This is a genomic window from Kutzneria kofuensis (genome assembly GCF_014203355.1).
GTDB lineage: Bacteria > Actinomycetota > Actinomycetes > Mycobacteriales > Pseudonocardiaceae > Kutzneria > Kutzneria kofuensis.
Genome location: NZ_JACHIR010000001.1, coordinates 3,185,345 through 3,206,741 on the forward strand (window position 1 = coordinate 3,185,345; position 21,397 = coordinate 3,206,741).

General features: G+C 71.5%; 19 protein-coding genes. 12 read left to right on the forward strand and 7 right to left on the reverse strand.

The genetic code is table 11. The annotated features are described in order from the left end of the window. The first annotated feature begins 96 nt into the window (after positions 1–96). The gene (gene glpX / locus BJ998_RS14470) at positions 97–1,152 is read left to right on the forward strand and encodes a class II fructose-bisphosphatase (protein ID WP_184862030.1); all 1,056 of its coding nucleotides are present in this window, start codon (positions 97–99) and stop codon (positions 1,150–1,152) included. 115 nt (positions 1,153–1,267) lie between these two features. Further along, positions 1,268–1,885, forward strand: coding sequence for a L,D-transpeptidase (locus BJ998_RS14475; protein WP_312890115.1), 618 nt, complete (start codon positions 1,268–1,270; stop codon positions 1,883–1,885). Here the strand turns inward: BJ998_RS14475 and BJ998_RS14480 are convergent, their stop codons facing one another. Then, positions 1,886–2,875, reverse strand: a complete 990-nt coding sequence (locus BJ998_RS14480; RefSeq protein WP_184862032.1) for an NAD(P)/FAD-dependent oxidoreductase — start codon at positions 2,873–2,875, stop codon at positions 1,886–1,888. A 168-nt stretch (positions 2,876–3,043) separates the two neighbouring features. Between BJ998_RS14480 and BJ998_RS14485 the strand changes: the two genes are divergently transcribed. Beyond that, the gene (locus tag BJ998_RS14485) at positions 3,044–4,441 is read left to right on the forward strand and encodes a class II fumarate hydratase (RefSeq protein WP_184862034.1); all 1,398 of its coding nucleotides are present in this window, start codon (positions 3,044–3,046) and stop codon (positions 4,439–4,441) included. On the opposite strand, the gene BJ998_RS14490 is transcribed toward BJ998_RS14485, so the two are convergent. Next, positions 4,380–5,309, reverse strand: a complete 930-nt coding sequence (locus tag BJ998_RS14490) for a DMT family transporter (RefSeq protein ID WP_184862036.1) — start codon at positions 5,307–5,309, stop codon at positions 4,380–4,382. The genes BJ998_RS14485 and BJ998_RS14490 overlap by 62 nt on opposite strands. A 240-nt stretch (positions 5,310–5,549) precedes the next feature. Between BJ998_RS14490 and BJ998_RS14495 the strand changes: the two genes are divergently transcribed. The 6 genes from BJ998_RS14495 (at position 5,550) to BJ998_RS14520 (ending at position 12,859) form a co-directional block, all read left to right on the forward strand. Further along, positions 5,550–5,828, forward strand: a complete 279-nt coding sequence (locus tag BJ998_RS14495; RefSeq protein ID WP_184862038.1) for a hypothetical protein — start codon at positions 5,550–5,552, stop codon at positions 5,826–5,828. A gap of 95 nt (positions 5,829–5,923) precedes the next feature. Further along, on the forward strand, positions 5,924–7,327 hold the full coding sequence (gene pdxR / locus BJ998_RS14500) for a MocR-like pyridoxine biosynthesis transcription factor PdxR (protein WP_184862040.1): 1,404 nt from the start codon (positions 5,924–5,926) through the stop codon (positions 7,325–7,327). A 214-nt stretch (positions 7,328–7,541) separates the two neighbouring features. Next, a complete protein-coding gene (locus BJ998_RS14505) occupies positions 7,542–9,053 on the forward strand; it encodes an ATP-dependent DNA ligase (RefSeq protein ID WP_184862043.1) in 1,512 nt (503 codons plus the stop codon). Positions 9,054–9,075: 22 nt separating this feature from the next. Next, on the forward strand, positions 9,076–10,518 hold the full coding sequence (locus tag BJ998_RS14510; RefSeq protein ID WP_184862045.1) for a GuaB1 family IMP dehydrogenase-related protein: 1,443 nt from the start codon (positions 9,076–9,078) through the stop codon (positions 10,516–10,518). 395 nt (positions 10,519–10,913) lie between these two features. After that, positions 10,914–12,092 carry an ABC transporter ATP-binding protein gene (locus tag BJ998_RS14515; protein WP_184862047.1) on the forward strand — a complete coding sequence of 393 codons (1,179 nt, stop codon included), beginning with the start codon at positions 10,914–10,916 and terminating at the stop codon, positions 12,090–12,092. Next, complete coding sequence (locus tag BJ998_RS14520; RefSeq protein ID WP_184862049.1) at positions 12,089–12,859, forward strand: ABC transporter permease; 771 nt, start codon at positions 12,089–12,091, stop codon at positions 12,857–12,859. The genes BJ998_RS14515 and BJ998_RS14520 overlap by 4 nt, the downstream gene beginning before the upstream one ends. A gap of 95 nt (positions 12,860–12,954) precedes the next feature. Here BJ998_RS14520 and phoH2 read toward each other — a convergent pair whose 3' ends face one another. Together phoH2 and BJ998_RS14530 are read right to left on the reverse strand one after the other, a co-directional pair. Then, complete coding sequence (gene phoH2, locus BJ998_RS14525) at positions 12,955–14,244, reverse strand: RNA 5'-3' helicase PhoH2 (RefSeq protein ID WP_312890116.1); 1,290 nt, start codon at positions 14,242–14,244, stop codon at positions 12,955–12,957. Positions 14,245–14,671: 427 nt separating this feature from the next. Continuing rightward, positions 14,672–15,892 carry a DUF885 domain-containing protein gene (locus BJ998_RS14530; protein ID WP_184862053.1) on the reverse strand — a complete coding sequence of 407 codons (1,221 nt, stop codon included), beginning with the start codon at positions 15,890–15,892 and terminating at the stop codon, positions 14,672–14,674. Positions 15,893–16,147: 255 nt separating this feature from the next. On the opposite strand from BJ998_RS14530, the gene BJ998_RS14535 reads away from it, so the two are divergent. Both BJ998_RS14535 and BJ998_RS14540 read left to right on the forward strand, forming a co-directional pair. Next, positions 16,148–16,477: a hypothetical protein gene (locus BJ998_RS14535; protein ID WP_184862055.1), complete on the forward strand. Its 330-nt coding sequence runs from the start codon at positions 16,148–16,150 to the stop codon at positions 16,475–16,477. Positions 16,478–16,695: 218 nt separating this feature from the next. Next, complete coding sequence (locus BJ998_RS14540) at positions 16,696–16,998, forward strand: hypothetical protein (RefSeq protein ID WP_184862057.1); 303 nt, start codon at positions 16,696–16,698, stop codon at positions 16,996–16,998. A 66-nt stretch (positions 16,999–17,064) separates the two neighbouring features. Here the strand turns inward: BJ998_RS14540 and BJ998_RS14545 are convergent, their stop codons facing one another. Further along, the gene (locus tag BJ998_RS14545) at positions 17,065–17,850 is read right to left on the reverse strand and encodes an isoprenyl transferase (protein ID WP_184862059.1); all 786 of its coding nucleotides are present in this window, start codon (positions 17,848–17,850) and stop codon (positions 17,065–17,067) included. 81 nt (positions 17,851–17,931) lie between these two features. On the opposite strand from BJ998_RS14545, the gene trhA reads away from it, so the two are divergent. Continuing rightward, entirely contained in the window at positions 17,932–18,609 is a 678-nt protein-coding gene (gene trhA / locus BJ998_RS14550; protein ID WP_184862061.1) for a PAQR family membrane homeostasis protein TrhA, read from the forward strand. Positions 18,610–18,636: 27 nt separating this feature from the next. Here trhA and abmR read toward each other — a convergent pair whose 3' ends face one another. Continuing rightward, positions 18,637–19,197 carry an ATP-binding transcription factor AbmR gene (gene abmR / locus BJ998_RS14555; RefSeq protein WP_184862064.1) on the reverse strand — a complete coding sequence of 187 codons (561 nt, stop codon included), beginning with the start codon at positions 19,195–19,197 and terminating at the stop codon, positions 18,637–18,639. Between the two features lie 169 nt (positions 19,198–19,366). Next, complete coding sequence (locus BJ998_RS14560) at positions 19,367–21,379, reverse strand: thioredoxin domain-containing protein (protein WP_184862066.1); 2,013 nt, start codon at positions 21,377–21,379, stop codon at positions 19,367–19,369. Positions 21,380–21,397: the final 18 nt, after the last annotated feature.

The following is a 21,397-nucleotide window of genomic DNA, read 5'->3' on the forward strand; positions in this document are numbered from 1 at the left end:
GTTTCTCACCGCGGAATCGATCACGGGCCGGGCCCGAGCGGGTGATCTGCGAGGATTTCCGGGTAGTCCTGCCACGAGCAGAACAGGGAGGCCGCCATGACCACCACCGAGCCCCGGCGCACGCCGGAGGCGCCCGACCGCAACCTCGCGATGGAGCTGGTCCGCGTGACCGAGGCCGCCGCGATGGCCGCCGGCCGCTGGGTGGGCAGGGGCGACAAGAACGGCGGCGACGGCGCCGCGGTGGATGCCATGCGCAAGCTCATCGGCACGGTGTCGATGCGTGGCGTGGTCGTGATCGGCGAGGGCGAGAAGGACGAGGCGCCCATGCTGTTCAACGGCGAGGAGGTCGGCAACGGCGACGGCCCGGACTGCGACGTGGCCGTCGACCCGGTGGACGGCACCACGTTGATGAGCAAGGGAATGCCGAACGCCGTCGCGGTGCTCGCGGTGGCCGAACGCGGCGCGATGTACGACCCGTCGGCCGTGTTCTACATGGAGAAGATCGCCGCCGGCCCGGAGGCGGCGGACGTGATCGACCTGACCGCGCCGGTGGCGGAGAACATCCGCCGGGTGGCGCGGGCCAAGCACAGCGACGTCGAGGACGTCACGGTGTGCATCCTGGACCGGCCCCGCCACGAGCAGCTGGTCAAGGAGGTCCGTGAGGCCGGCGCCCGGATCCACTTCATCGCCGACGGCGACGTGGCCGGCGCGATCTCGGCGGCGCGCCCGGGCACCGGCGTGGACCTGTTGCTGGGTATTGGTGGCACGCCCGAGGGCATCATCACGGCGTGCGCCATGAAGTGCATGGGCGGCGCGATCCAAGGCCGGTTGTGGCCGCGTGACGACGCCGAGCGGCGGAAGGCGCTGGACGCTGGGCACGACCTGACCCGAGTCCTCACCACCGACGACCTGGTGCGCGGCGACAACGTGTTCTTCTGCGCCACCGGCGTCACCGACGGCAGCCTGGTGCGCGGCGTGCAGTACCGCGCGGGCGGCTGCACCACGCAGTCGATCGTGATGCGCTCCAAGTCCGGCACCGTGCGCGTGATCGACGGCTTCCACCGGCTGACGAAGCTGCGCCAGTACTCCTCCGTGGACTTCGACCGGCTGGCCGAGTCGGACGTCGAGGACGTGCTTCCGCCGCTCCCGTAGCCAACCGGAGTCCCAACCGTTACGAAGTAACGGAAATCCCGTGGCAACCCCCGCATACAGTGTCGCGTCGTTGCTGGTGATCGGCGTTGTACCGGGGATTGCAGGGGAGAATTCCGTGCGGGTGAACAGAATTGTGCTGGCGCTGGCCGCGGTGGGGGCCGCGGGGCTGATGGCGGCGTGTTCGACCGGGGTGGATCTGGCGTCGAACGCCTCGCCGGCGAGCACGTCGGCCAGCGCGACAACGACGACCACCACCACAACCACGACGACGACCACGGTCGCGCCGACGACCACCACCACGACTCCCCCGCCGACCACGACCACCACCACGGTGAGGCCGACCACCACGACGAAGCCCAAGCCGGTCGGCAAGGCGCCGGGCACGCCGTGCCTGGCGACCATGGCGGCGTGTGTGGACAAGAGCAGCGGGCAGGCGTGGCTGATCATCGACGGCAAGGTCAGCTACGGGCCGGTGCCGATGATGCCGGGCAAGGCGTCCGAGCCGACCCCCGTCGGCTTCTTCCACGTGGAGTGGAAGGACAAGCACCACAAGAGCAGCGAGTTCAACAACGCGCCGATGGAGAACTCGGTGTTCTTCGCGCCCGGCGGCATCGCCTTCCACGAGGGCAGCCTGACCCGGCCCTCGGCCGGCTGCGTGCACCTGACGATGGCGGCGTCCGCGAAGTTCTACGCGGTGCTGGAGGTCGGCGACCCGGTCCAGGTCGTCGCCTGATCAGCCGTCGTTGCTGGAGTGCCCCGGGAACAGGTGCGCCTCGGGGTTCAGCTCCACGGCGAGGTTGTTGACCGCGGTCGCGGCCTCGCCGAAGCCGGTGGCGATCAGCTTGACCTTGCCCGGGTACGTGGCGACGTCGCCGGCGGCGTAGACCCGGGGCCGCGCGGTGCGCATGGTCGTGTCGACGGCCACCGCGCGGTGGTCCAACTCCAGGCCCCAGGACTCGATCGGGCCCAGGTCGGCGGTGAAGCCCAGCGCGGCGACCGCCGTCTGGGCCGGCAGCACCTTGCGGCCACCGCCCTTGATCTCGATCTCCACCTCGGCGAGCAGCCCGTCATCGCCGCCGCGCAGCTCCGTGACCTGGGCGTCGGTGATGATCGGCACGCCCAGTTCGCGCACCTTGGTGACGGTGGCGGGATGGGCCCGGAAGGCCGCGCGGCGGTGCACGAGGGTGACGCTGTTGGCGATGGGGTGCAGCGCCAAGGCCCAGTCGAACGCGGAGTCGCCGCCGCCGACGATCACCACGTCCTGGCCGAGGTGCGCCTCCAGCGACGGCACGAAGTACACGACGCCCTTGCCGACCCAGCCGTCGCCGGCGGGCAGCGGGCGGGGGTTGAACTCCCCCATGCCGGCGGTGATCAGCACTGCGCCCGCGCGCACGGTCGTGCCGTCGGCGAGGCCGACGACGAGCCCGTTCTCCCCGTCCTCGACCGTGCGGGCCTGGCGGCCCAGCAGGTAGCGGGGCTTCCACTGGGCGGCCTGCTCGACCAGCGCGTTGATCAGGTCGCGGCCGCGCACCGCCGGGAAGCCGGCGACGTCGAAGATCATCTTCTCCGGGTACATCGCGGTGACCTGGCCGCCGGGTTCGGGCAGTGCGTCCACCAGCGCGGTGGACAGCTCCCGGAAACCCGCGTAGTAGGCGGCGAACAGCCCGACCGGGCCGGCGCCGACCACCAGGAGATCGACCTCGATGTCGTCCGGAGAACTCATCGCTTGGGCCCCGCTTTCCGCCTGTGGTGGGAGGCAGTGATCGCGAACACGTCCGACTCTAGTGCGGTTCGCGCCGGGCGCGTCAGGACATCGCAGGATTCAGGGGGTGATCTCGGGGGTGCCGCACGCCACGCTGCCGGCGGTCGCTTGTAGGTCCAGACTCGAACTATGGGTGAGCAGCAGTACCGGATCGAGCACGACACGATGGGCGAGGTCAAGGTCCCCGCCGAGGCGCTGTGGCGCGCGCAGACGCAGCGCGCCGTGGAGAACTTCCCGATCTCGGGGCGGGGCCTGGAACGATCACAGATCCGGGCGTTGGGCCTGCTCAAGGCGGCCGCCGCGACCGTGAACAAGCAGCTCGGCGTGCTGCCCGACGACATGGCGGACGCGATCGTCGCCGCGGCCAAGGAGGTCGCCGACGGGGCGCACGACGAGCACTTCCCGATCGACGTCTTCCAGACCGGATCGGGCACCTCGTCGAACATGAACGCCAACGAGGTGATCGCCACCCTCGCCACCCGTGCCCTCGGCCGTGACGTTCATCCCAACGACCACGTGAACGCCTCCCAGTCGTCCAACGACACGTTCCCGACGACCATCCACGTCGCGGCCACCGAGGCCGTCGTGCGGGACGTCGTGCCGGCGCTGGAACACCTGGTTGCCGTGCTGCGCAAGCGGGCCGCGGAGTGGGGCGATCTCGTGAAGTCGGGTCGCACGCACCTGATGGACGCGGTGCCGGTCACGCTCGGGCAGGAGGCCGGCGGCTGGGCGTCGCAGGTCGCCTATGGCGTCGAGCGGCTGCAGGCGAGCCTGCCGCGGCTGGGTGAGCTGCCCATCGGCGGCACCGCCGTCGGCACCGGGCTGAACGCGCCGGAGGGCTTCGGGGCCGCGGTCGCGGCGGAACTGGCCTCGCTGACCGGACTTCCGCTGACCGAGGCCCGCGACCACATCGAGGCGCAGGCCAGCCGGGACGGCGTCGTGGAGATCTCCGGCCAGCTGCGCACCGTCGCGGTGTCCCTGTTCAAGATCGCCAACGACCTGCGCTGGCTGGGCTCCGGGCCGCGCACCGGCCTCGCCGAGCTGGCGCTGCCGGACCTGCAACCGGGCTCGTCGATCATGCCCGGCAAGGTCAACCCGGTGATCTCGGAGGCGACCATGATGGTCGTCGCCCAGGTGATCGGCAACGACGCGGCGGTCGCGTTCGCCGGCACCCAGGGCAATTTCGAGCTCAACGTGATGCTGCCGGTGATCGCCCGCAACGTGCTGGAGTCGGCCCGCCTGCTCGCCGCCGTGGCGCGACTGCTGGCGGACAAGGTGATCGCGGGTGCGGTGCCGGACGCCGACCGGATGCGGGAGTACGCCGAGTCCTCGCCGTCGGTGGTGACACCGCTGAACCGCTACCTCGGCTACGAGGAGGCGGCCGCGATCGCCAAGCAGGCGCTCAAGGAGCGGCGCACGATCCGCGAGGTCGTGCTGGCCCGTGGGCATGTGGACGCCGGGCGGATCACCGTCGAGCAGCTGGATGAGGCATTGGACGTGCTTCGGATGGCTCGCGGCGGGCGCTGACCCGGCGGCGGTACAGACCGAGGGTGCAGCCGGCGGCGACGGCGGATGCACCCACCGCTGCCGTGACGGTCAAGGCCTGGGCGTGCAGCAGCACGGAGACGACGAGGCCCGACACCGGCATCAGCCCGACGAGCACGCCGGCGCGGTCGGCGCCGATCCTCGCCACGCACGTGTACCAGCCGGTGAACGCGACGGCGGTGACGAAGACTCCCAGCACCACCAACGCCGTTCCCTCGGTCGGCGTCGGCAGCCGCCACGCGGCACCACCATCCACAATGGACGCGATGCCGGCGCCGCCGATGGCCGCGATGAAGCTGGCCCACGTGGACGCTTCCATGGCTCCTAACCGCTGCACCGGCCCGATGCCGCACAACGTGAACAGCACCTCGCCCGCCATGCACGCCAGGGCCAGCAGCAGCCCGGGCCCGTGCCACGAACCGCCGCCGGTGAGCACGGCGACGCCGCCGACCACGATCCCCGCGCCGAGGACAGCCGCCATCGCCGGACGTCGCCTTCCCAGCAGCGGCACCGCGATCGCGAGCACCAGCGGCGTGCAGCCGACGACGGCCGTGACGAATCCCGGCGTGGCATAGCGTTCGGCGACCAGGATGGCCGCGTTGAAGCCGAGCATGCCGGCCACGACCATGCCGAGGATGCCGGCCAGGTCGCGCAGGCCCGGCAGCGGCAGCCGGCGGCCACGCGCCAGCAGCACGCCGAGCAGGATCAGGCCGCCGATCGCGTACCGGACCGCCTGCCCGGCCAGCACCGGGTAGCCCTGCAGCAGCCCGGTCACCGGGAAGGACGCGCCGACCAGCAGGATGCTCCCCCCGCCGAACGCGACCGCCCTGATGTCCCCCGTCTTCGCCATGCCCTCCAGTCTGCGGGCAACTGGTCCGCGTACCTGCTCCACTTGATGCTCCGGTTGCCGGACCACTTGAGGAGTTTCCGCAGTCCCTCCGATGAGTTTCCGCAGTCCGTGCATTTGAGCGTTTGGCCAACTCGCGATGACTGACCATGGGAACAGGGCATCTCGGCGACCGGTTCGCGCTCTTGCTTGATGGGGGTGTGGCTGCCGTCACACGGCGGCCACCGCACTGGGAGGACTGACATGACCACACCGCTCGCGACCTCACAACCGCCCGCGGTCAACCACCGCGTGCTGGCCATGCTGCGTGCCGTCGCCGCCGGCCGAGCCCAGCTGGCCTGCAGCGCCGAGCCCGACCTGTTCGTGGACGGCGTCCCGTGCTGCGACCAGTTCACCGCGCACGTGCTCGCGCACGAGGGCCTGGTCCGCCCGGGCCAGCCGGGCACACCCGGCCAGCGCGTGCCGGCCGTGCTGACCAGAGCCGGCCGCGCGCTCGTGACCGGCGCCCAGGCGGCCGCGTGAACACGTGCGGGACCTAGCCGGCGGGTGGTTCTCGGGCATGCTCGACTGGTGACCCCAGTCGACCGACCACCGCCCGGCGGCGGACCGCCGTATTCATGACCTCGAACACGACAGCGTCCACACGTGAACTGCTGCTCCCCGCCGTCTCGGCCGAACCCGTACGCACCCGCGGTCGAGCCCTCGAGTCGGCACTGCGTGAGGCGATCCGAACCGGCCGACTGCGGCCAGGCACCCGGCTGCCGTCCAGCCGCGACCTCGCCGGCCAGCTCGGGCTGGCCCGAGGCACCGTCACCGCCGGATACGCCCAACTGATCGCGGAGGGCTACCTGGTCGCACGGCACGGCTCCGGCACCATGGTGGCCGACACCGAGTGCGGCGCCGCGCCCGTCACGACCAGCCCGAGCCGACCGGTCCGCTGGCGCTACAACCTGCGGCCCGGCATCCCGGCGCTGGGCGCGTTCCCCCGCGCCGAGTGGATCGCGGCGACCAAGGCGGGCCTGGCCGAGCTGCCCGACGAGGCGCTGGGCTACCCCGACTACGCGGGGCTGCCCGAGCTCCGGACCGAACTGGCCGGCTACCTGGGCCGGGTCCGAGCCGTCGCGGCCGGTCCCGAGGACGTCGTGGTCACCCACGGCGTCGCCGAGGGCATGGGCCTGGTGGCCCGCGTCCTGCGGGCCGCCGGCCACACCAGCATCGCCCTCGAGTGCCCCGGCCACCTCGGCCAGGCCGACCTGTTCGCGGCACACGGGCTGCGTCCGGTCCCGGTCACCGCCGACGATCGCGGCATCCGCGTCGACGAACTGGCCGCGACCGGCTGCCGCGCCGTGCAGGTCACCTCGGCGCACCAGTTCCCGCTCGGCGTCGTGCTGCACCCCCAGCGCCGACGGGCGCTGATCGCGTGGGCACGCGAGCGTGATGGCCTTGTGCTGGAGGACGACTACGACGCCGAACACCGGTACGACCGGCACGCCATGGGCGCGGTGCAGGCGCTGGACCCGACGCGGGTGGCCTACCTCGGCAGCGTCAGCAAGGTGCTGTCGCCGGCGCTGCGGATCGGCTGGCTCATCCCGCCGCCCGCGCTGCGCTCGGCCGTCATCGACGCCAAGCACTACAACGACCTCGGCGGCAGCCCGATCCCCCAGGCCGCCCTCACCCACCTGCTGCGGACGGGCGGGTACGAACGACACCTGCGGCGGACCAGGGCGCTGTACCGCCGTCGTCGGGACGCGTTGCTCGCAGCAGTCGCGGAACGGCTGCCCTCGTGGCAGGCCGTCGGTGTGGCGGCGGGTCTGCACGTGGTGCTGCGGTTGCCGGACGGCACCGATGATCTCGCGCTCCAGCGGGCACTCGCCGCGAGCGGGGTCAACGCGCTGGCACTGTCCGGGTACGTCCCGAGTGGACGGATCGCGCCCTACCCAGGTCTGGTCGTCGGCTATGCGTCGCTCGGGCCGGATCGTCTCCGGTCAGCGGTGGACGTCATCGCCTCCGTTGCGTCATAGATCGCCTCCCCTCCGTGTCGGGCATGGGCCTCACTATGCACCACGTTCCTGGCAGTCCGAGGCCGCTCGGGACGCGCTCCACTCTGCCTTGCACCACTGACAATTTCGTGCTCCCGCAGGTCGAGGCGCACTTTTCCGTCGAACCGAGTGGTGCTCACCCGGCCCCGAAATCGCACGCGAAGAAATTGTCAGGGCGCGGGCGCAAGATGGCCCCATGCGCTTCGCCGAAGTCGTAGCGACCTCAGCAGCCGTGACCGCCACCAGGTCCCGGCTGGCGAAGGTGGCCGCGCTCAGCGAGCTGCTGCGGCAGCTCGAAGACCCCCGCGAGGTCGAGGCGGCCACCGCGTTCCTGGTCGGCCTGCCCAGGCAGGGCAAGGTCGGCGCGGGCTGGCGCACGCTGGTCTCGATCGAGGTGCCGGCGGCGACCGAGCCGGACCTGTCCATCCTGGACGTCGACGACCTGCTCACCCAGGTCGCCGGCACCAGCGGCAAGGGCTCGACCCAGCGCCGCACGGAGTTGTTGACCGCCGCGCTGGCCCGGGCGACCGCGCCGGAGCAGGACTTCCTGCTGCGGCTGCTCACCGGCGAACTCCGGCAGGGCGCATTGGAAGGAGTGATGACGGACGCGGTCGCGGCCGCGTTCGACGTGCCGGTGGACGCGGTCCGCCGGGCTTTCATGCTCAGCGGTCGGCTGCACACCACGGCCGAGCAGGCGAGATCCGGTGGCGCGGCGGCACTTGCCGCGTTCGGGCTCGAGGTCGGCCGGCCGATCCGGCCCATGCTGGCCTCGCCGGCCGAGTCGCTGGAGTCGGCACTGACCGAGCTGGGCGCGGTCACCGTCGAGTACAAGCTCGACGGGGCGCGGATTCAGGTGCACCGCAACGGATCCGAGGTGCGCGTCTACACCAGGACGCTGCGCGAGATCACCGCGAGCGTGCCCGAACTCGTCGAGCAGGTCCGCGGCCTGCCCTGCGAGTCGGTCGTGCTCGACGGCGAGACGCTCGCGCTCAACGACGACGGCCGGCCCCGTCCGTTCCAGGAGACGATGAGCAGGTTCGGCGCGACGAGCTCCCGGGAGCTGTTGCTCCATCCCTACTACTTCGACTGCCTGCACCTGGACGGCGACGACCTGCTCGACCTGCCCCTGCGCGACCGGTTGGCCGCGCTGGAGCGGGTCGCCGGGCCGTTCCGCATCCCGGGCGCGGTGGAGCCGGACGCGGACAAGGCCGCGGAGATCGCCGCGGCGGCGCACGCCGCCGGGCACGAGGGGGTGATGGTCAAGGCGCTGGACTCGGTGTACGCCGCCGGCCGGCGTGGCAAGTCGTGGCAGAAGGTCAAGCCGGTGCACACCCTGGACCTCGTGGTGCTGGCCGCGGAGTGGGGTCACGGCCGCCGCCGTGGCTACCTGTCCAACCTGCACCTCGGCGCCCGGGATCCGGACGGCGGCCCGCCGGTGATGGTGGGCAAGACCTTCAAGGGCCTCACCGACGAGCTGCTGGCCTGGCAGACGAAGGCGTTCCAGGAGATCGCGGTCGATTCCGGTGACTGGGTCGTGCACCTGCGGCCCGAGATCGTGGTGGAGATCGAGTTGGACGGTGTGCAGGTCAGCCCGCGCTATCCGGGCGGTGTGGCGCTCCGGTTCGCACGGGTCCTGCGCTACCGCCCGGACAAGGAGGTGAGCGAGGCCGACACCATCGATCAGGTCAGAGCGCTGCTGCCGGGCTGACCGACCCGTAGTCTGGAGTCTCGTGCGCTTCCTAGACGGGCATGAGACCCACTACGACCTCACCTACGACGACATCTTCGTCGTCCCGGGCCGTTCCACCGTGGAGTCGCGGTTCGACGTCGACCTCGCGACCTCCGACGGCACAGGCGCCACGATCCCCATCGTGGTGGCCAACATGACCGCGGTCGCCGGCCGGCGGATGGCCGAGACGGTCGCCCGCCGGGGCGGTCTGGTGGTGTTGCCGCAGGACGTGGCTCCAGACGCGGTCGCCGAGATCACCGCCTGGGTGAAGACCCGGCACACGGTCTGGGACACCCCGCTGGTGCTGCGGGCCGGCGACGCGGTCGCGGACGCCGTCAACCTGCTGCCGAAGCGGGCCCACGGGGCCGTGGTCGTGGTGGACGGCGAGGGCCGGCCGCTGGGCGTGGTCGATGAGGCCGCGTGCCACGGCGTGGACCGGTTCACGCGGGTGGGCGAGGTGGCCAACCCGGACGTGGTGACGCTGCCGATGGACACCGCGCCGCGAGACGTCTTCGACCGGCTGCACGGGCGGTCCACCAAGGTGGCGCTGGGTGTGGACGACGAGGGCCGGCTGGCCGGCGTGCTGACCGAGGTCGGGGCGCTACGGGCGGAGATCTACACGCCCGCGCTGGACGCCGACGGCAGGCTGCGGGTCGCGGCCGCGACCGGGGTGAACGGCGACGTCGCCGCCCGGGCGGCGGAGCTGCTCGACGCCGGGGTGGACGTGCTGGTCGTGGACACCGCCCACGGGCACCAGGAGAAGATGCTCAGCGCGCTGCAGGCGGTGCGCAAGCTCGACCTGGGGTCGGTGCCGGTGGTCGCGGGCAACGTGGTCACCGCGGCCGGTGTGCGGGACCTGGTGGACGCCGGGGCCGACGTGATCAAGGTCGGTGTCGGGCCGGGCGCCATGTGCACGACGCGGATGATGACCGGCGTCGGCCGGCCGCAGTTCTCGGCGGTCGCCGAGTGCGCCGCACAGGCCCGTGCGCTGGGCAAGCACGTGTGGGCCGACGGGGGCGTCCGGCACCCGCGGGACGTGGCGCTCGCCCTCGCGGCCGGCGCGTCCAGCGTCATGGTCGGGTCGTGGTTCGCCGGTACCTACGAGTCGCCCGGCGACCTGCAGCGCGACGAGGCCGGGCGGCCGTACAAGGAGTCGTTCGGCATGGCCTCCAAGCGGGCGGTCGGCGCGCGGACGCGCAACGACAACGCCTTCGACCGGGCGCGCAAGGGCCTGTTCGAGGAGGGCATCTCGACCTCGCGCATGCGGCTCGACCCGCTGCGACCGGGCGTCGAGGACCTGCTCGACTCGATCTGCGCGGGCGTGCGGTCCTCGTGCACCTACGCCGGCGCGCACAGCCTGGAGGAGTTTCACGAGCTGGTGGTGCTGGGTGTGCAGTCCGCGGCGGGCTTCGCCGAGGGCCGCCCCCTGCCCGGCGGTTGGTGAGCCGCGGCTGAGGGCCACGGCTGGGCGGCTGCGCGGCCGGCTGGTGCATAGGGGCCACACGGGTCGGGAATGCGGACCGGGCGATTCAGGCTGCTGGCGATTCGGCCGGCGGTCCGATGGTCGGTGACGTGATGCGCGCCGCGCACCCGGAGGGCCGCGCGGCGGCGATCAGGGCCGCTCGCGACCCGGCCGCCCGCGACCCGACATCCGCCGCCCGCCGTCCGGGCCAACCACGACCCGGGTCACCCGCGGCCTGGGCGCGCGTGGCCGCGCGTGGCGGGTGAGCTGTGCGGCGGCTCGCGCTGCCACGCTGGGTCGCGGCCTCATCGGGCAGAGATCGGCCGGGAGCAAAGAAATGGGTTGCTCCCATTAACTAGCGGTCCTAGGGTTGCGCCGTGACTGACGCGGTCGTGGTCGAGGAGCTGGTCAAGCGGTACGGCAAGAACCCGAGACCGGCAGTGGACGGCCTGGGCTTCACGGTCCATGGCGGCGAGGTGTTCGGCCTGCTCGGCCCGAACGGGGCGGGCAAGACAACGACGGTCGGAGTGCTGACGACGCGGGTGCTGCCGACGAGCGGTCGGGCTTTGGTGCACGACGTGGACGTGGTGGCGGACCCGCAGCGGGCCCGGCAGGTGCTGGCGGTGGTGCCGCAGCGGAACAACCTGGACCGGTCGCTGAACGTGCGGCAGAACCTGCTGTTCCACGCCGCCTACCACGGGGTGGCGCGGGCGGAGCGGACGAAGCTGGCGGACGAGATCCTGGAGCGGATGGGGCTCACCGGCCACGCGAAGGCGGCGATCGACACGCTGTCGGGCGGCCAGGCCCAGCGGGTGATGATCGCCCGGGCGCTGATGCACCGGCCGAAGGTGATGTTCCTGGACGAGCCGTCGACGGGGCTGGACCCCCAGGCCCGGTTGTTCGTGCACGACCGGGTGGCGCAGCTGCGGGCCGAGGGCGTGACGGTCGTGCTGACCACGCACGACATGGACGAGGCGGCGAAGCTGTGCGATCGGGTCGGCATCGTCGACCACGGCAAGCTGCTGGCGCTGGACACGCCGGCCGAGCTGACGAAGTCGTTGCCGGGCAGCTCGACGATCACCTTCACGGTCGATCTCGCCGGGGTGGCCGGCAGCGAGATCGCGGCGAAACTGTCCGCTGTGGACGGTGTGGAGCGGGTGGAGCAGATCGCCGCGGCCAACAGCGGGTTCCCGGGCGGGGGTGCGCCGTGGGCCGGCATGGCGATGGGCGGCGGCGCGCCAGGCGGCGGGGCAACAGGGGGCGGCGCGGCACGCGGCGGGGTGACAGGCGGCGCGACAGGGGGTGGCGCGGCAGGCGGCGGGATGCCGGGTGCCGGGGCGAAGGGCGGCGGGATTCCGGGCGCCGGAGCGGCGGTCGGGGCGCCGCAGACCGAGGGCAACCAGTTCCGGCTCTACTCCGACTTCGACGCCGCCGTGGTGCTGCCGCCGGCGTTGAGCGCGCTGGGCGCGCTCGGCTGCGAGGTCAGCGACCTGGCGCTGGGCAAGCCCAGCCTCGAGGACGTGTTCATCCACCTGACGGGAAGGGAACTCCGGTGACGGCCCTGCGCACCTTCAACGCGGTACTCGGGCGGGACGTGTTCGTCACCGGCCGGGAGCTGCCCAGCTTCCTGGCGCAGGTGATCATCCAGCCGTTCTTCACGCTGTTCATCTTCGGCAAGGTGCTGGCCCAGATCGGCTTCGTGCAGGGCAACTTCGCCGAGGTGCTGCTGCCGGGTGTGGTGGCGCTCAACGGCTTCCTCGGCGCGCTGCAGAACACGACGCTGCCGCTGGTGCTGGACTTCTCGTGGACGCGGGAGATCGAGGACCGGCTGCTGGCGCCGATGCCGATCGCCTTGGTGGCGGTGGAGAAGATGGTGTTCGGGGCGCTGCGCGGACTGCTCGCGGCGGTGCTGATGATCCCGATCGGGTTCATCATCCTGGGCCTGACCTGGCCGGTGTCCAGCCTGCCGCTGGTGCTGGTCGTGCTGATCCTCGGCTCGCTGGCCGGGGCGGCGATCGGCATGGTGGTCGGCACCTCGGTGCCGCCCCGGCGGATCAACATCATGTTCGCGGTCATCCTGACCCCGCTGATGTTCACCGGCTCCACCCAGTTCCCGTGGTCCTCGTTGAACGACGACCTGCTCTGGTTCAAGGTGGTCTGCGCGCTCAACCCGCTGACCTACGCCAGCGAGGCGATGCGCGCGGTCCTGCTCCCGAACGGCCAGAACATCGCGCTGTGGATCTCGCTGCTGGTGATGGTCGGCGCGATCGCGCTGTTCGGGGCGATCGGGATCCGGGGCTTCATGCGCCGCGCCCTGGACTGACCCGCGGCGCAGGCCGTGGCCGATGCGGCGCCAGGGCGGAAACACAACCGGAGGCCCGGGACGCGAGAGCGTCCCGGGCCTCCGGTGTCAGCGCCTCAGCTGGCGTAGTCCTCCAGCATCTCGGTGACCAGGGCCGCGATCGGGGAGCGCTCCGACCTGGTCAGGGTGACGTGGGCGAACAGGGGGTGGCCCTTCAACTTCTCGATCACGGCGGCGACGCCGTCGTGGCGGCCGACGCGGAGGTTGTCGCGCTGCGCCACGTCGTGGGTGAGCACGACGCGGGAGTTGGCGCCGAGGCGCGACAGGACCGTGAGCAGGACGTTGCGCTCCAGGGACTGGGCCTCGTCGACGATGACGTAGGAGTCGTGCAGGGAGCGGCCGCGGATGTGGGTCAGGGGCAGCACCTCGAGCATGCCGCGGTCGAGCACCTCATCCAACACGTCCTGGCTGGCCAGGGCGCCGAGGGTGTCGAAGACGGCCTGGGCCCAAGGCGCCATCTTCTCGCTCTCGGAACCGGGGAGGTAGCCGAGTTCCTGGCCGCCGACGGCGTAGACGGGGCGGAAGACGACGACCTTCCGGTGCTGACGCCGCTCCATGACGGCCTCGAGACCGGCGCACAGGGCCAGGGCCGACTTGCCGGTGCCGGCCCGACCGCCCAGCGACACGATGCCGACCTCGGGGTCGAGCAGCAGGTCGAGGGCGATGCGCTGCTCGGCGGACCGGCCGTGCAGGCCGAAGGCCTCCCGGTCGCCCCGGACGAGCCGGATCTGCTTGTCGGGGGTCACGCGGCCCAGGGCTGAGGCGGAGCCGGAGAGCAGGCGCAGGCCGGTGTGGCACGGGAGCTCGGCGGCGTCGCCGAGGTCGAACAGCGCCGGCTCGATGCTGCCTTCCTTGTACAGGGTGTCGATGACCTCCTGCGCGACGTCCAGATCGGCCATGCCGGTCCACCCGGACGGGGTGACGTCCTGGGCCCGGTACTCGTCGGCGTCCAGGCCGCACGCACCGGCTTTGACCCGCAGCGGCATGTCCTTGGTCACGAGGGTGACCGCCAGCCCGTCGGCCTTCAGGTTCAGGGCGCAGGCGAGGATGCGGGCGTCGTTGGAGTCGGTGCGGAAGCCGGCGGGCAGCACCTCCGGGTCGGTGTGGTTGAGCTCGACGTGCAGGGTGCCGCCCTGGTCGCCGATCGGGACCGGGGAGTCCAGCCTTCCGTGCCGCAGGCGGAGCTCGTCCAGCAGGCGGAGCGCCTCCCGGGCGAACCAGCCCAGCTCGGGGTGGTTACGCTTGCCCTCCAGTTCACTGATCACCACGAGCGGCAGCACGACCGAGTGCTCGGCGAACCTGGTCAGCGCCCACGGATCGGACAGCAGAACCGAGGTGTCGAGCACGAAGGTGGGGGTTGTGCGCCTTTTCGCGGCACTACGGGCAGAGCCTGAGGAACGGCTGGCGGGACGTCGTGCAGTCACGGCAACTCCCTCGCGAGTGCGGCACCCGCACCCGCTTCCCTCGATGGGCCAGGCACACCACCCAGCTGGAACGTTCGTCCGACGCCGATCCGGCGTCAGCTTCCCGCCCCAAGAGGGCCGGGTGCCGGCCCCCTCGCGCTCACCGTCACGACCAGGGCCTCCCGGGACGGTTCGCATTGGACACGACCCGTCACTTCGCAAGCTACCTGCGGGGTGCCCCTGTTTGCAGGCTGCCACACAGGTGATTCACGCACTCGTCATCTAAGTGCCACGGACGGTCAAGATCGCCGGCACCGCGCCGAGCACCGGTGCACCCCATCTGACCTGCGGCGATGCTGGATCCGGGTGATCACCGGAAACTACTGGGCGTAGTTGTCAGCTCTGCGCGAAGCCCGGCCGGCACAAGGGGCTCGTCCAACAGCCGGGAGTACCGGGTGGCCAGGTCGACCGGGCCACGAGCGGCCAACCATCGCCGCACCAGCCGCGAACCCTCCACATAGGTCGTGGTGTACGCCCGCCAGAGCGGGTCGGTCAGGAACGGCAGCAGCCGGTACGCCCGGAACTCGGGCACGAGCAGCCAGCGGGACAGGAAGCCGACCACGTCGTCCTCGTCGGCGCCGCGGTCGTGCAGCATCAGCATCGCGTCCTGGCGGACGGCCTGCAGCGTGGTCGTGGCCAGGTCGACGGCCTCCAGCAGCTCCCCGTCGACGTGCACGCCGGCCTCGGCGAACAACGCGGTGGCCCAGGCGCCCCAGTGCGGCCCGACGGCGGCGTACACGCCCAGCTCGGCGAGCCCCTCGGCGACCACGCACTGCGGCGTGTTGAGCACGAACATGCTCTGCTCCCACTGCCCGTCGACGCGGATCGCGCCGGCTTCCTTGCGGCAGTGCTCGGTGTGGTGCCCTGGGTACGCCTCGTGCGCGATGAGATGGGCCAACGTGGACACTCGGTGCCCCTGCGCCACGTTCAGCGACACCCGCGACCGGTAGCCGCCGAGGTAGCTGTTGAACCCGCTCCACGCGCGGTTGTCGACGATCTCGTACTGCACGGACTCACCGGCCGGCAACCCGAACCGCTCCGCCGCGCGGGCGCGGAGGTCGGCGGAGAGCACCTGAACGCAGTCGCCGATGCGCTCCTTCGGGATCTCCTCACCCGATCGATACCGCGCGACCCGGCGGCGCAGTGAGCCGAGGCCCGGCAGCAGCCGGCGCAGCTGCCGGTGCGCCTGTGCGTAGACGTCCGGGTCGCCGAGCCCGATCGTGGTCTGGAAACACGTCTCGACCTCGGCGACGAAGCCGATGGGCCGGCCGGCCAGCCGCGCGCACGTGGTCTCCATGGCGACCAGCTGGGCGGTGAGGAACTCGCGTCGCTGGGGACTCAGGTCGGCGTCGGCGACGGCGCGCCGCAACTCGGCGGCCCCCAAACGCAATTCGCCCGGATCGGGGACGGGCTCCCCGGCGACCTGGGCGCGCAGCGCGGCGGGCCCGGTGTACGCGTCCACCGCGCCCGGCAGCAGCCGGTCCATTCGCAGACCAAGCGTCAGATATTCGCGCACGACCTGGAGTTCCATGAGAACTGCGAGCCTAGGCGGCGGCGCGCGGTCGCACCTACCACCGTCCGGAGCAAACTGCGAACCGAGAAATGCAGTCACCCGAAAGAGCGCCGGAACGTGCCACGCGGCCGAGCGAACCGATCACACAATGGTGTTAGCGCGGTGGGCAACACCTCCGCGATCCGAGTAGGTTTTCGCTGCGAAGGGCCCCGAGCCCGGAGCCGAAGTTTCGGAGTTCCGGGTATTTCCCCGGTACGAAGGAGAGTGTTGGAAGTGCTGAAGAAGGCTGGCGTAGTCGCCGCTGCCGCTGCGGCGGGCGTGATGGTCCTCAGCGCGCCCGCGTTCGCCGGGACCCCCGGCGAGGGCCACTGGATGGAGGGCCACCACCACCCGCACCAGGTCGGTGTCGTGAACGTCGACGACGTGCACGCGCTGAACGACGTGCACGTTCTGGAGAACGTGAACGTCCCGGTGTGCGCCACGAACAACACCATCGCCGGCGGTCTGGTCGCGGTCGCGGTCAACGCGCTCAACCCGACCTTCGTCAAGGACTGCGTGGACGGCGCCGCGATCTCGCACAGCGGCGACCACCACGGCGGCTGATCTCGGCCGAGCCCTGACCGAAAGCACCGGAGCGCAATTGACGCGCGCCGGTGCTTTCGGCTGTTTTAAAGCGTCCGAACGGTCGCGACACGCCGAGATGATCACACAATGGTGTTAGTCGCCCGGTGTCGACCGGAATCGGCGAGTAGGTTTCGCTACCGAGCAGGACCGGTGGCTGCACAGTTCGCCGGAAATTCCCCGAGAAGGAGTGAGCAGACGTGCTGAAGAAGGCTGCCGTCGTCGCCATCGCCGCCGCCGGCATCACGCTGGCCGGCTCCCCGGCGTTCGCGTCCCCGATGCACGACGGCCCGGACCAGGCCGGCACCGTCAACGTCAACGACGTGCACGTGCTGAACGACGACCACGTGGCGGAGAACGTCGACATCCCGGTGTGCGCCACCAACAACACCATCGCCGGCGGCCTCGTCGCCGTCGCGGTGAACGCGCTGAACCCGACGTTCGTCAAGGACTGCGTCGACGGTGTGGCCGCCTCCACGAGCGGTGACCACCACGGCGGCTGAGCCAGCCCGCCAAGCCGAGGGCGCCGGGACCGATGGTCCCGGCGCCCTCGGCGTCTCCTACGGGGTCTACGAGCCGTAGCGGCGGTGCCGCCAGGCGAAGTCACGCAGTGCGCGCAGGAAGTCGACGTGCCGGAACTCGGGCCAGTACGCCTCGGTGAACCAGAACTCCGAGTGCGCGGACTGCCAGAGCAGGAAGCCGGACAGCCGCTGCTCGCCGGAGGTGCGGATCAGCAGGTCCGGGTCGGGCTGCCCGGAGGTGTAGAGGTGCTCGGCGATGTGGTCCACGTCCAGGACCTCGGCCAGCTCCTCGATCGGCGTGCCGGCCTCAGCGTGCTGCAGCAGCAGCTTGCGCACCGCGTCGGCGATCTCCTGGCGGCCGCCGTAGCCGACGGCGACGTTGACCTCCATGCCGTTGCGGTTGGCGGTGCGCTGCCCGGCCGCAGTGAGCCGGTTGGCAATGTCGGCGGGCAGCAGGTCGAGCGCGCCGACGATGCGCAGCCGCCACGGGTTGCCGGGCTCGGCGAGCTCGTCGACCACATCGGCGATGATCAGCAGCAGCGCCGACAGCTCGTCGCTGGAGCGCTTCTTCAGGTTGTCGGTGGCCAGCAGCCACAGGGTGACGACCTCGACCTCGGCCTCGCGGCACCACTCCAGCAGGTCGGCGATCTTGCGGGCGCCCGCGCGGTGACCGTCGGCGACGTCCTCGAAGCCGGCTTCCTTGGCCCATCTGCGGTTGCCGTCCAGGATCACGCCCACGTGCCGCGGTCGCCGCCTGGCCGCGGTGATCTGTTGGTTGAGGCGCATCTCGTACAGGCCGTAGACGATCCTGCTCAGGCGCTTGCGAAGACCCACGCCACCGGAGGGTACGCCGGGACAAGGGATCGGGTCACATCACGGTGACCGCGCAACCTACGGTGCCGTAACCTCGGTCGCGTGACCGCTGCGACCCTCGACCACACCCCGCCCGCACCGCCGAAGCCGCGGCTGCGGGGCTGGCTGCACTTCTGGTCGTTCTTCGCCTCGCTGGCCACCGGCGTGACCCTGGTGTCGGTCGCCGCGGCCACCGTGTCGGCGACGGCCGCGCTCGCGACTTCCGTGTACGGCTTGACGATTCTCGGCCTGTTCGGGGTCAGCGCGCTCTATCACCGGCGGAACTGGCTGAGCGTGCGGGCCAGGACGGTGATGAAGCGGCTCGACCACTCGATGATCTTCGTGTTCATCGCCGGCACCTACACGCCGTTCGCCGTGCTGGCCCTGCCGGGGACGACCGGGACCATCGTGCTGTCGGTGGTGTGGGGCGGCGCGCTGCTCGGCGTGGCCCTGAAGATGGCCTGGCCGCACGCGCCCCGTTGGCTTGGCGTGCCGATCTACATCGCGCTCGGCTGGGTCGCGGTCTTCGTGCTGCCCGATCTGTTGCACCACGCGGGAATCACGTCGTTCGTGCTGCTGCTCGCCGGCGGCGCGCTGTACACCGCCGGCGCCGTCTTCTACGCCACGAAGTGGCCCGACCCGTGGCCGAAGGTGTTCGGGTACCACGAGTTCTTCCACGCGGCGACGGTGCTGGCCGCGCTCTGCCACTACATCGCCATCTGGTTCGCGCTCTACCCGTGAGCGGGCCCTGCCCACGGGTAGCAACGCTCAGCCCAAGTCCGGACCCTGGTTGCGGACGTCGTTGACCTTCTGCATCGCCTGGCGCAGCTCGGTGAGCCAGGCGTCGGCGTGCTCGCCGACCAGTCGCACCGCCCAGGCCAGAGCCTCGGAGCGGGATCGGGCCACGCCGGCGTCGACGAGCGTGTCCAGCACCAGCCGCTCGGACTGGCGCAGCCTCGTCATCACCGGCGCGGACAGCGTGGTGAACAGTTCGGTGGTGCCGCCGAGCTTCGCGCCCCAGGCGACCTTGCGGCCGTAGCGGTGCTCGGCCTGGCGGGCGATCTCGATCCGCTCGTCGCGGGTCTGCTCGCGGAACCGGCTGATCCGGCCCGACTCGGCGGCGGCGCGCGCCGCGTCGTCGGCGAACTCGCCCTCCAGCGCCGGCAGCTCGCCGACGATGACGATCTCCTCGCGGTCCACGGTGATCTGCGGCGCGCCGGTGAACCAGCCGTCGGGCAGCCGCCCGGCGAACCAGCCCGGCGCGTCGTCGGCGGACGGCACCTCGGCCTGCTGCCAGCCGCCCCGGCCCCGTGCGAAGCGTCCGTGCATGACGACCTCCTTGATTACATGATTACACCGCTACACGGTACGCGCGGCAACGCCACTTACAAGGGTCGTTCGCCGGCGGCGGAAGCTCCACGTGAGTGGCTTATTTGCGCTCAGGGCGCACCTGAGCCACTCAGGTAGGGCAAAAATTGAAGGGTGTTAAGGAAAGGGCTTAACGGCGTTCGAGGGCTACGAGTAGCTCGTCGGTGGAGCCGACGGGGCGGTCGCAGACGTAGCCGCGGCACACGTAGGCGGCGGGGGCGTCGTAGATGAGCGGACGGTCGGCGAGCAGCGGCGCGGAGTCGGGCTCGCCGGCCAGCACCACGGCACCACCGGGGGCGTGTGCCAGGGCGGCGTCGCGGAGCGATTCGCCGCGCGGGTCGCCGTGAGTCGTGGCGATGGCGACCTGGATCGGCCCCTGCGCGATGGCTTCGGCCACGGTCAGCCAATGCCCGGCGAACCGAGGCGCCCGTGCCACGAGCAGGCCGGCACGGGTGACGGCGGCCTCGGCGGCCTCCCGGTAGCGCGATGCCTTGTCGTAGCCGACGAGCGCGGACGCCGTGAGCAGCGCGCCGGCCAGGGACGACGCACCGGAGGGGCTGGCGTTGTCGCTGACGTCGGCGGGCCGCCCCACGAGTTTCTCGGCGTCGTCGGCGGTGTCGTGGAAGACGCCGGCCTCGGTCGGATCGGCGAACCGCTCCAACGCCGTGTCCAGCAGCTGCACGGCGACCTCCAGCCACTCCGCCGCGCCGGTGGCCTGGTGCAGCGCCAGCAGCCCCTCGGCGAGGCAGCCGTAGTCCTCCAACACGCCGGCAGCGGTGCCTACAACGCCGTCACGGGAGGTCCGCCGCAGCCGACCGTCGACGAGGTGCACGCGCACCAGCAGCGACGCCGCCGTGGCGGCAAGCCCGATCCACGCCGGCTGCCCGAGCGCTGCACCGGCCTCGGCCAGCGCCCCGATGGCGAGCCCGTTCCACGCCGTCACGATCTTGTCGTCACGGGCGGGTTGCGGTCGCTCCGCCCGCGCCTCCAACAGCCGTTCCCGCACGGACGCCAGCCGGTCCACGTCCTCCACGTCCCGCAGGTACTGCAACGTCGAGGCACCCTCCTCGAAGGTGCCCTCTTCCGTCACCGTGAAGACCTCAGCCGCCCACGCGCCGTCTTCCTCACCGAGCACCTCGACCAGCTGCGCAGGCGTCCACACGTAGGTCAGCCCCTCGACGCCGTCGGTGTCGGCGTCCAACGCGGCCGCGAACCCGCCCTCCTCGGTCCGCAAGGCGCCGGCGAGGAACTCCGCGGTCTCGATGGCGATCCGTTGCGCCAGCGCCGATCCGGTGCGCCGCGCGAAGTGGGCGTACGCCCGCAGCAGCAACGCGTTGTCGTACAGCATCTTCTCGAAGTGCGGAACCACCCAGCCGGCGTCCACGCTGTAGCGGGCGAAGCCGCCGCCGAGCTGGTCGTACATGCCGCCGCGGGCCATCGCCTCGAACGTGCCCTCGGCCAGCGACAGGGACTGCACGGAGTCGGTGCGCTCGTGGTGGCGCAGCAGGAACTCCAGCGCCATCGACGGCGGGAACTTCGGCGCGCGGCCGAATCCGCCGTGGGCACGGTCGTACTCGGCCAGCAGCGACACCACGGCCCCGTCCAGCACCTCGGCATCCACAGTGGACTCCGGCAGCGGCCGGGCGTTCTTGTCCAGCTCGGCCACGATCTGCCCGGCGGCCTGCCGGACCTCGTCGCCGCGAGTGGTCCACGCGTCCACCACGGCGGCCATCAGCTGCCGGAACGAGGGAATGCCCGGCCGCGGCTCGGGTGGCGAGTAGGTGCCGCAGTAGAACGGCTCGCCGTCGGGCGTCAGGAAGCACGTCATCGGCCAGCCGCCCTGGCCGGTCATCGCCTGCGTGGCGGCCATGTACACCGCGTCGACATCCGGGCGTTCCTCGCGGTCCACCTTGATGTTGACGAAGTTGCGGTTCATGATCTCCGCGGTCGCCTCGTCCTCGAAGGACTCGTGCGCCATCACGTGACACCAGTGGCAGGCCGCGTAGCCGACGGACAGCAGCACCGGGACGCCGCGGCGGCGGGCCTCGGCGAAGGCCTCCTCCGACCATGGCCACCAGTCGACCGGGTTGTCGGCGTGCTGCAGCAGGTAGGGGCTCGTGGCATCAGCGAGGCGGTTGGCCATGCGCCCCAGCCTGCCACT

Coding starts and splice junctions, on each gene's coding strand:
- glpX (WP_184862030.1), top strand. CDS start 97: ATGACCACCACCGAGCCCCGGCGCACGCCGGAGGCGCCCGACCGCAAC.
- BJ998_RS14480 (WP_184862032.1), bottom strand. CDS start 2,875: ATGAGTTCTCCGGACGACATCGAGGTCGATCTCCTGGTGGTCGGCGCC.
- BJ998_RS14485 (WP_184862034.1), top strand. CDS start 3,044: ATGGGTGAGCAGCAGTACCGGATCGAGCACGACACGATGGGCGAGGTC.
- BJ998_RS14490 (WP_184862036.1), bottom strand. CDS start 5,309: ATGGCGAAGACGGGGGACATCAGGGCGGTCGCGTTCGGCGGGGGGAGC.
- BJ998_RS14495 (WP_184862038.1), top strand. CDS start 5,550: ATGACCACACCGCTCGCGACCTCACAACCGCCCGCGGTCAACCACCGC.
- pdxR (WP_184862040.1), top strand. CDS start 5,924: ATGACCTCGAACACGACAGCGTCCACACGTGAACTGCTGCTCCCCGCC.
- BJ998_RS14505 (WP_184862043.1), top strand. CDS start 7,542: ATGCGCTTCGCCGAAGTCGTAGCGACCTCAGCAGCCGTGACCGCCACC.
- BJ998_RS14530 (WP_184862053.1), bottom strand. CDS start 15,892: ATGGAACTCCAGGTCGTGCGCGAATATCTGACGCTTGGTCTGCGAATG.
- abmR (WP_184862064.1), bottom strand. CDS start 19,197: ATGCACGGACGCTTCGCACGGGGCCGGGGCGGCTGGCAGCAGGCCGAG.
- BJ998_RS14560 (WP_184862066.1), bottom strand. CDS start 21,379: ATGGCCAACCGCCTCGCTGATGCCACGAGCCCCTACCTGCTGCAGCAC.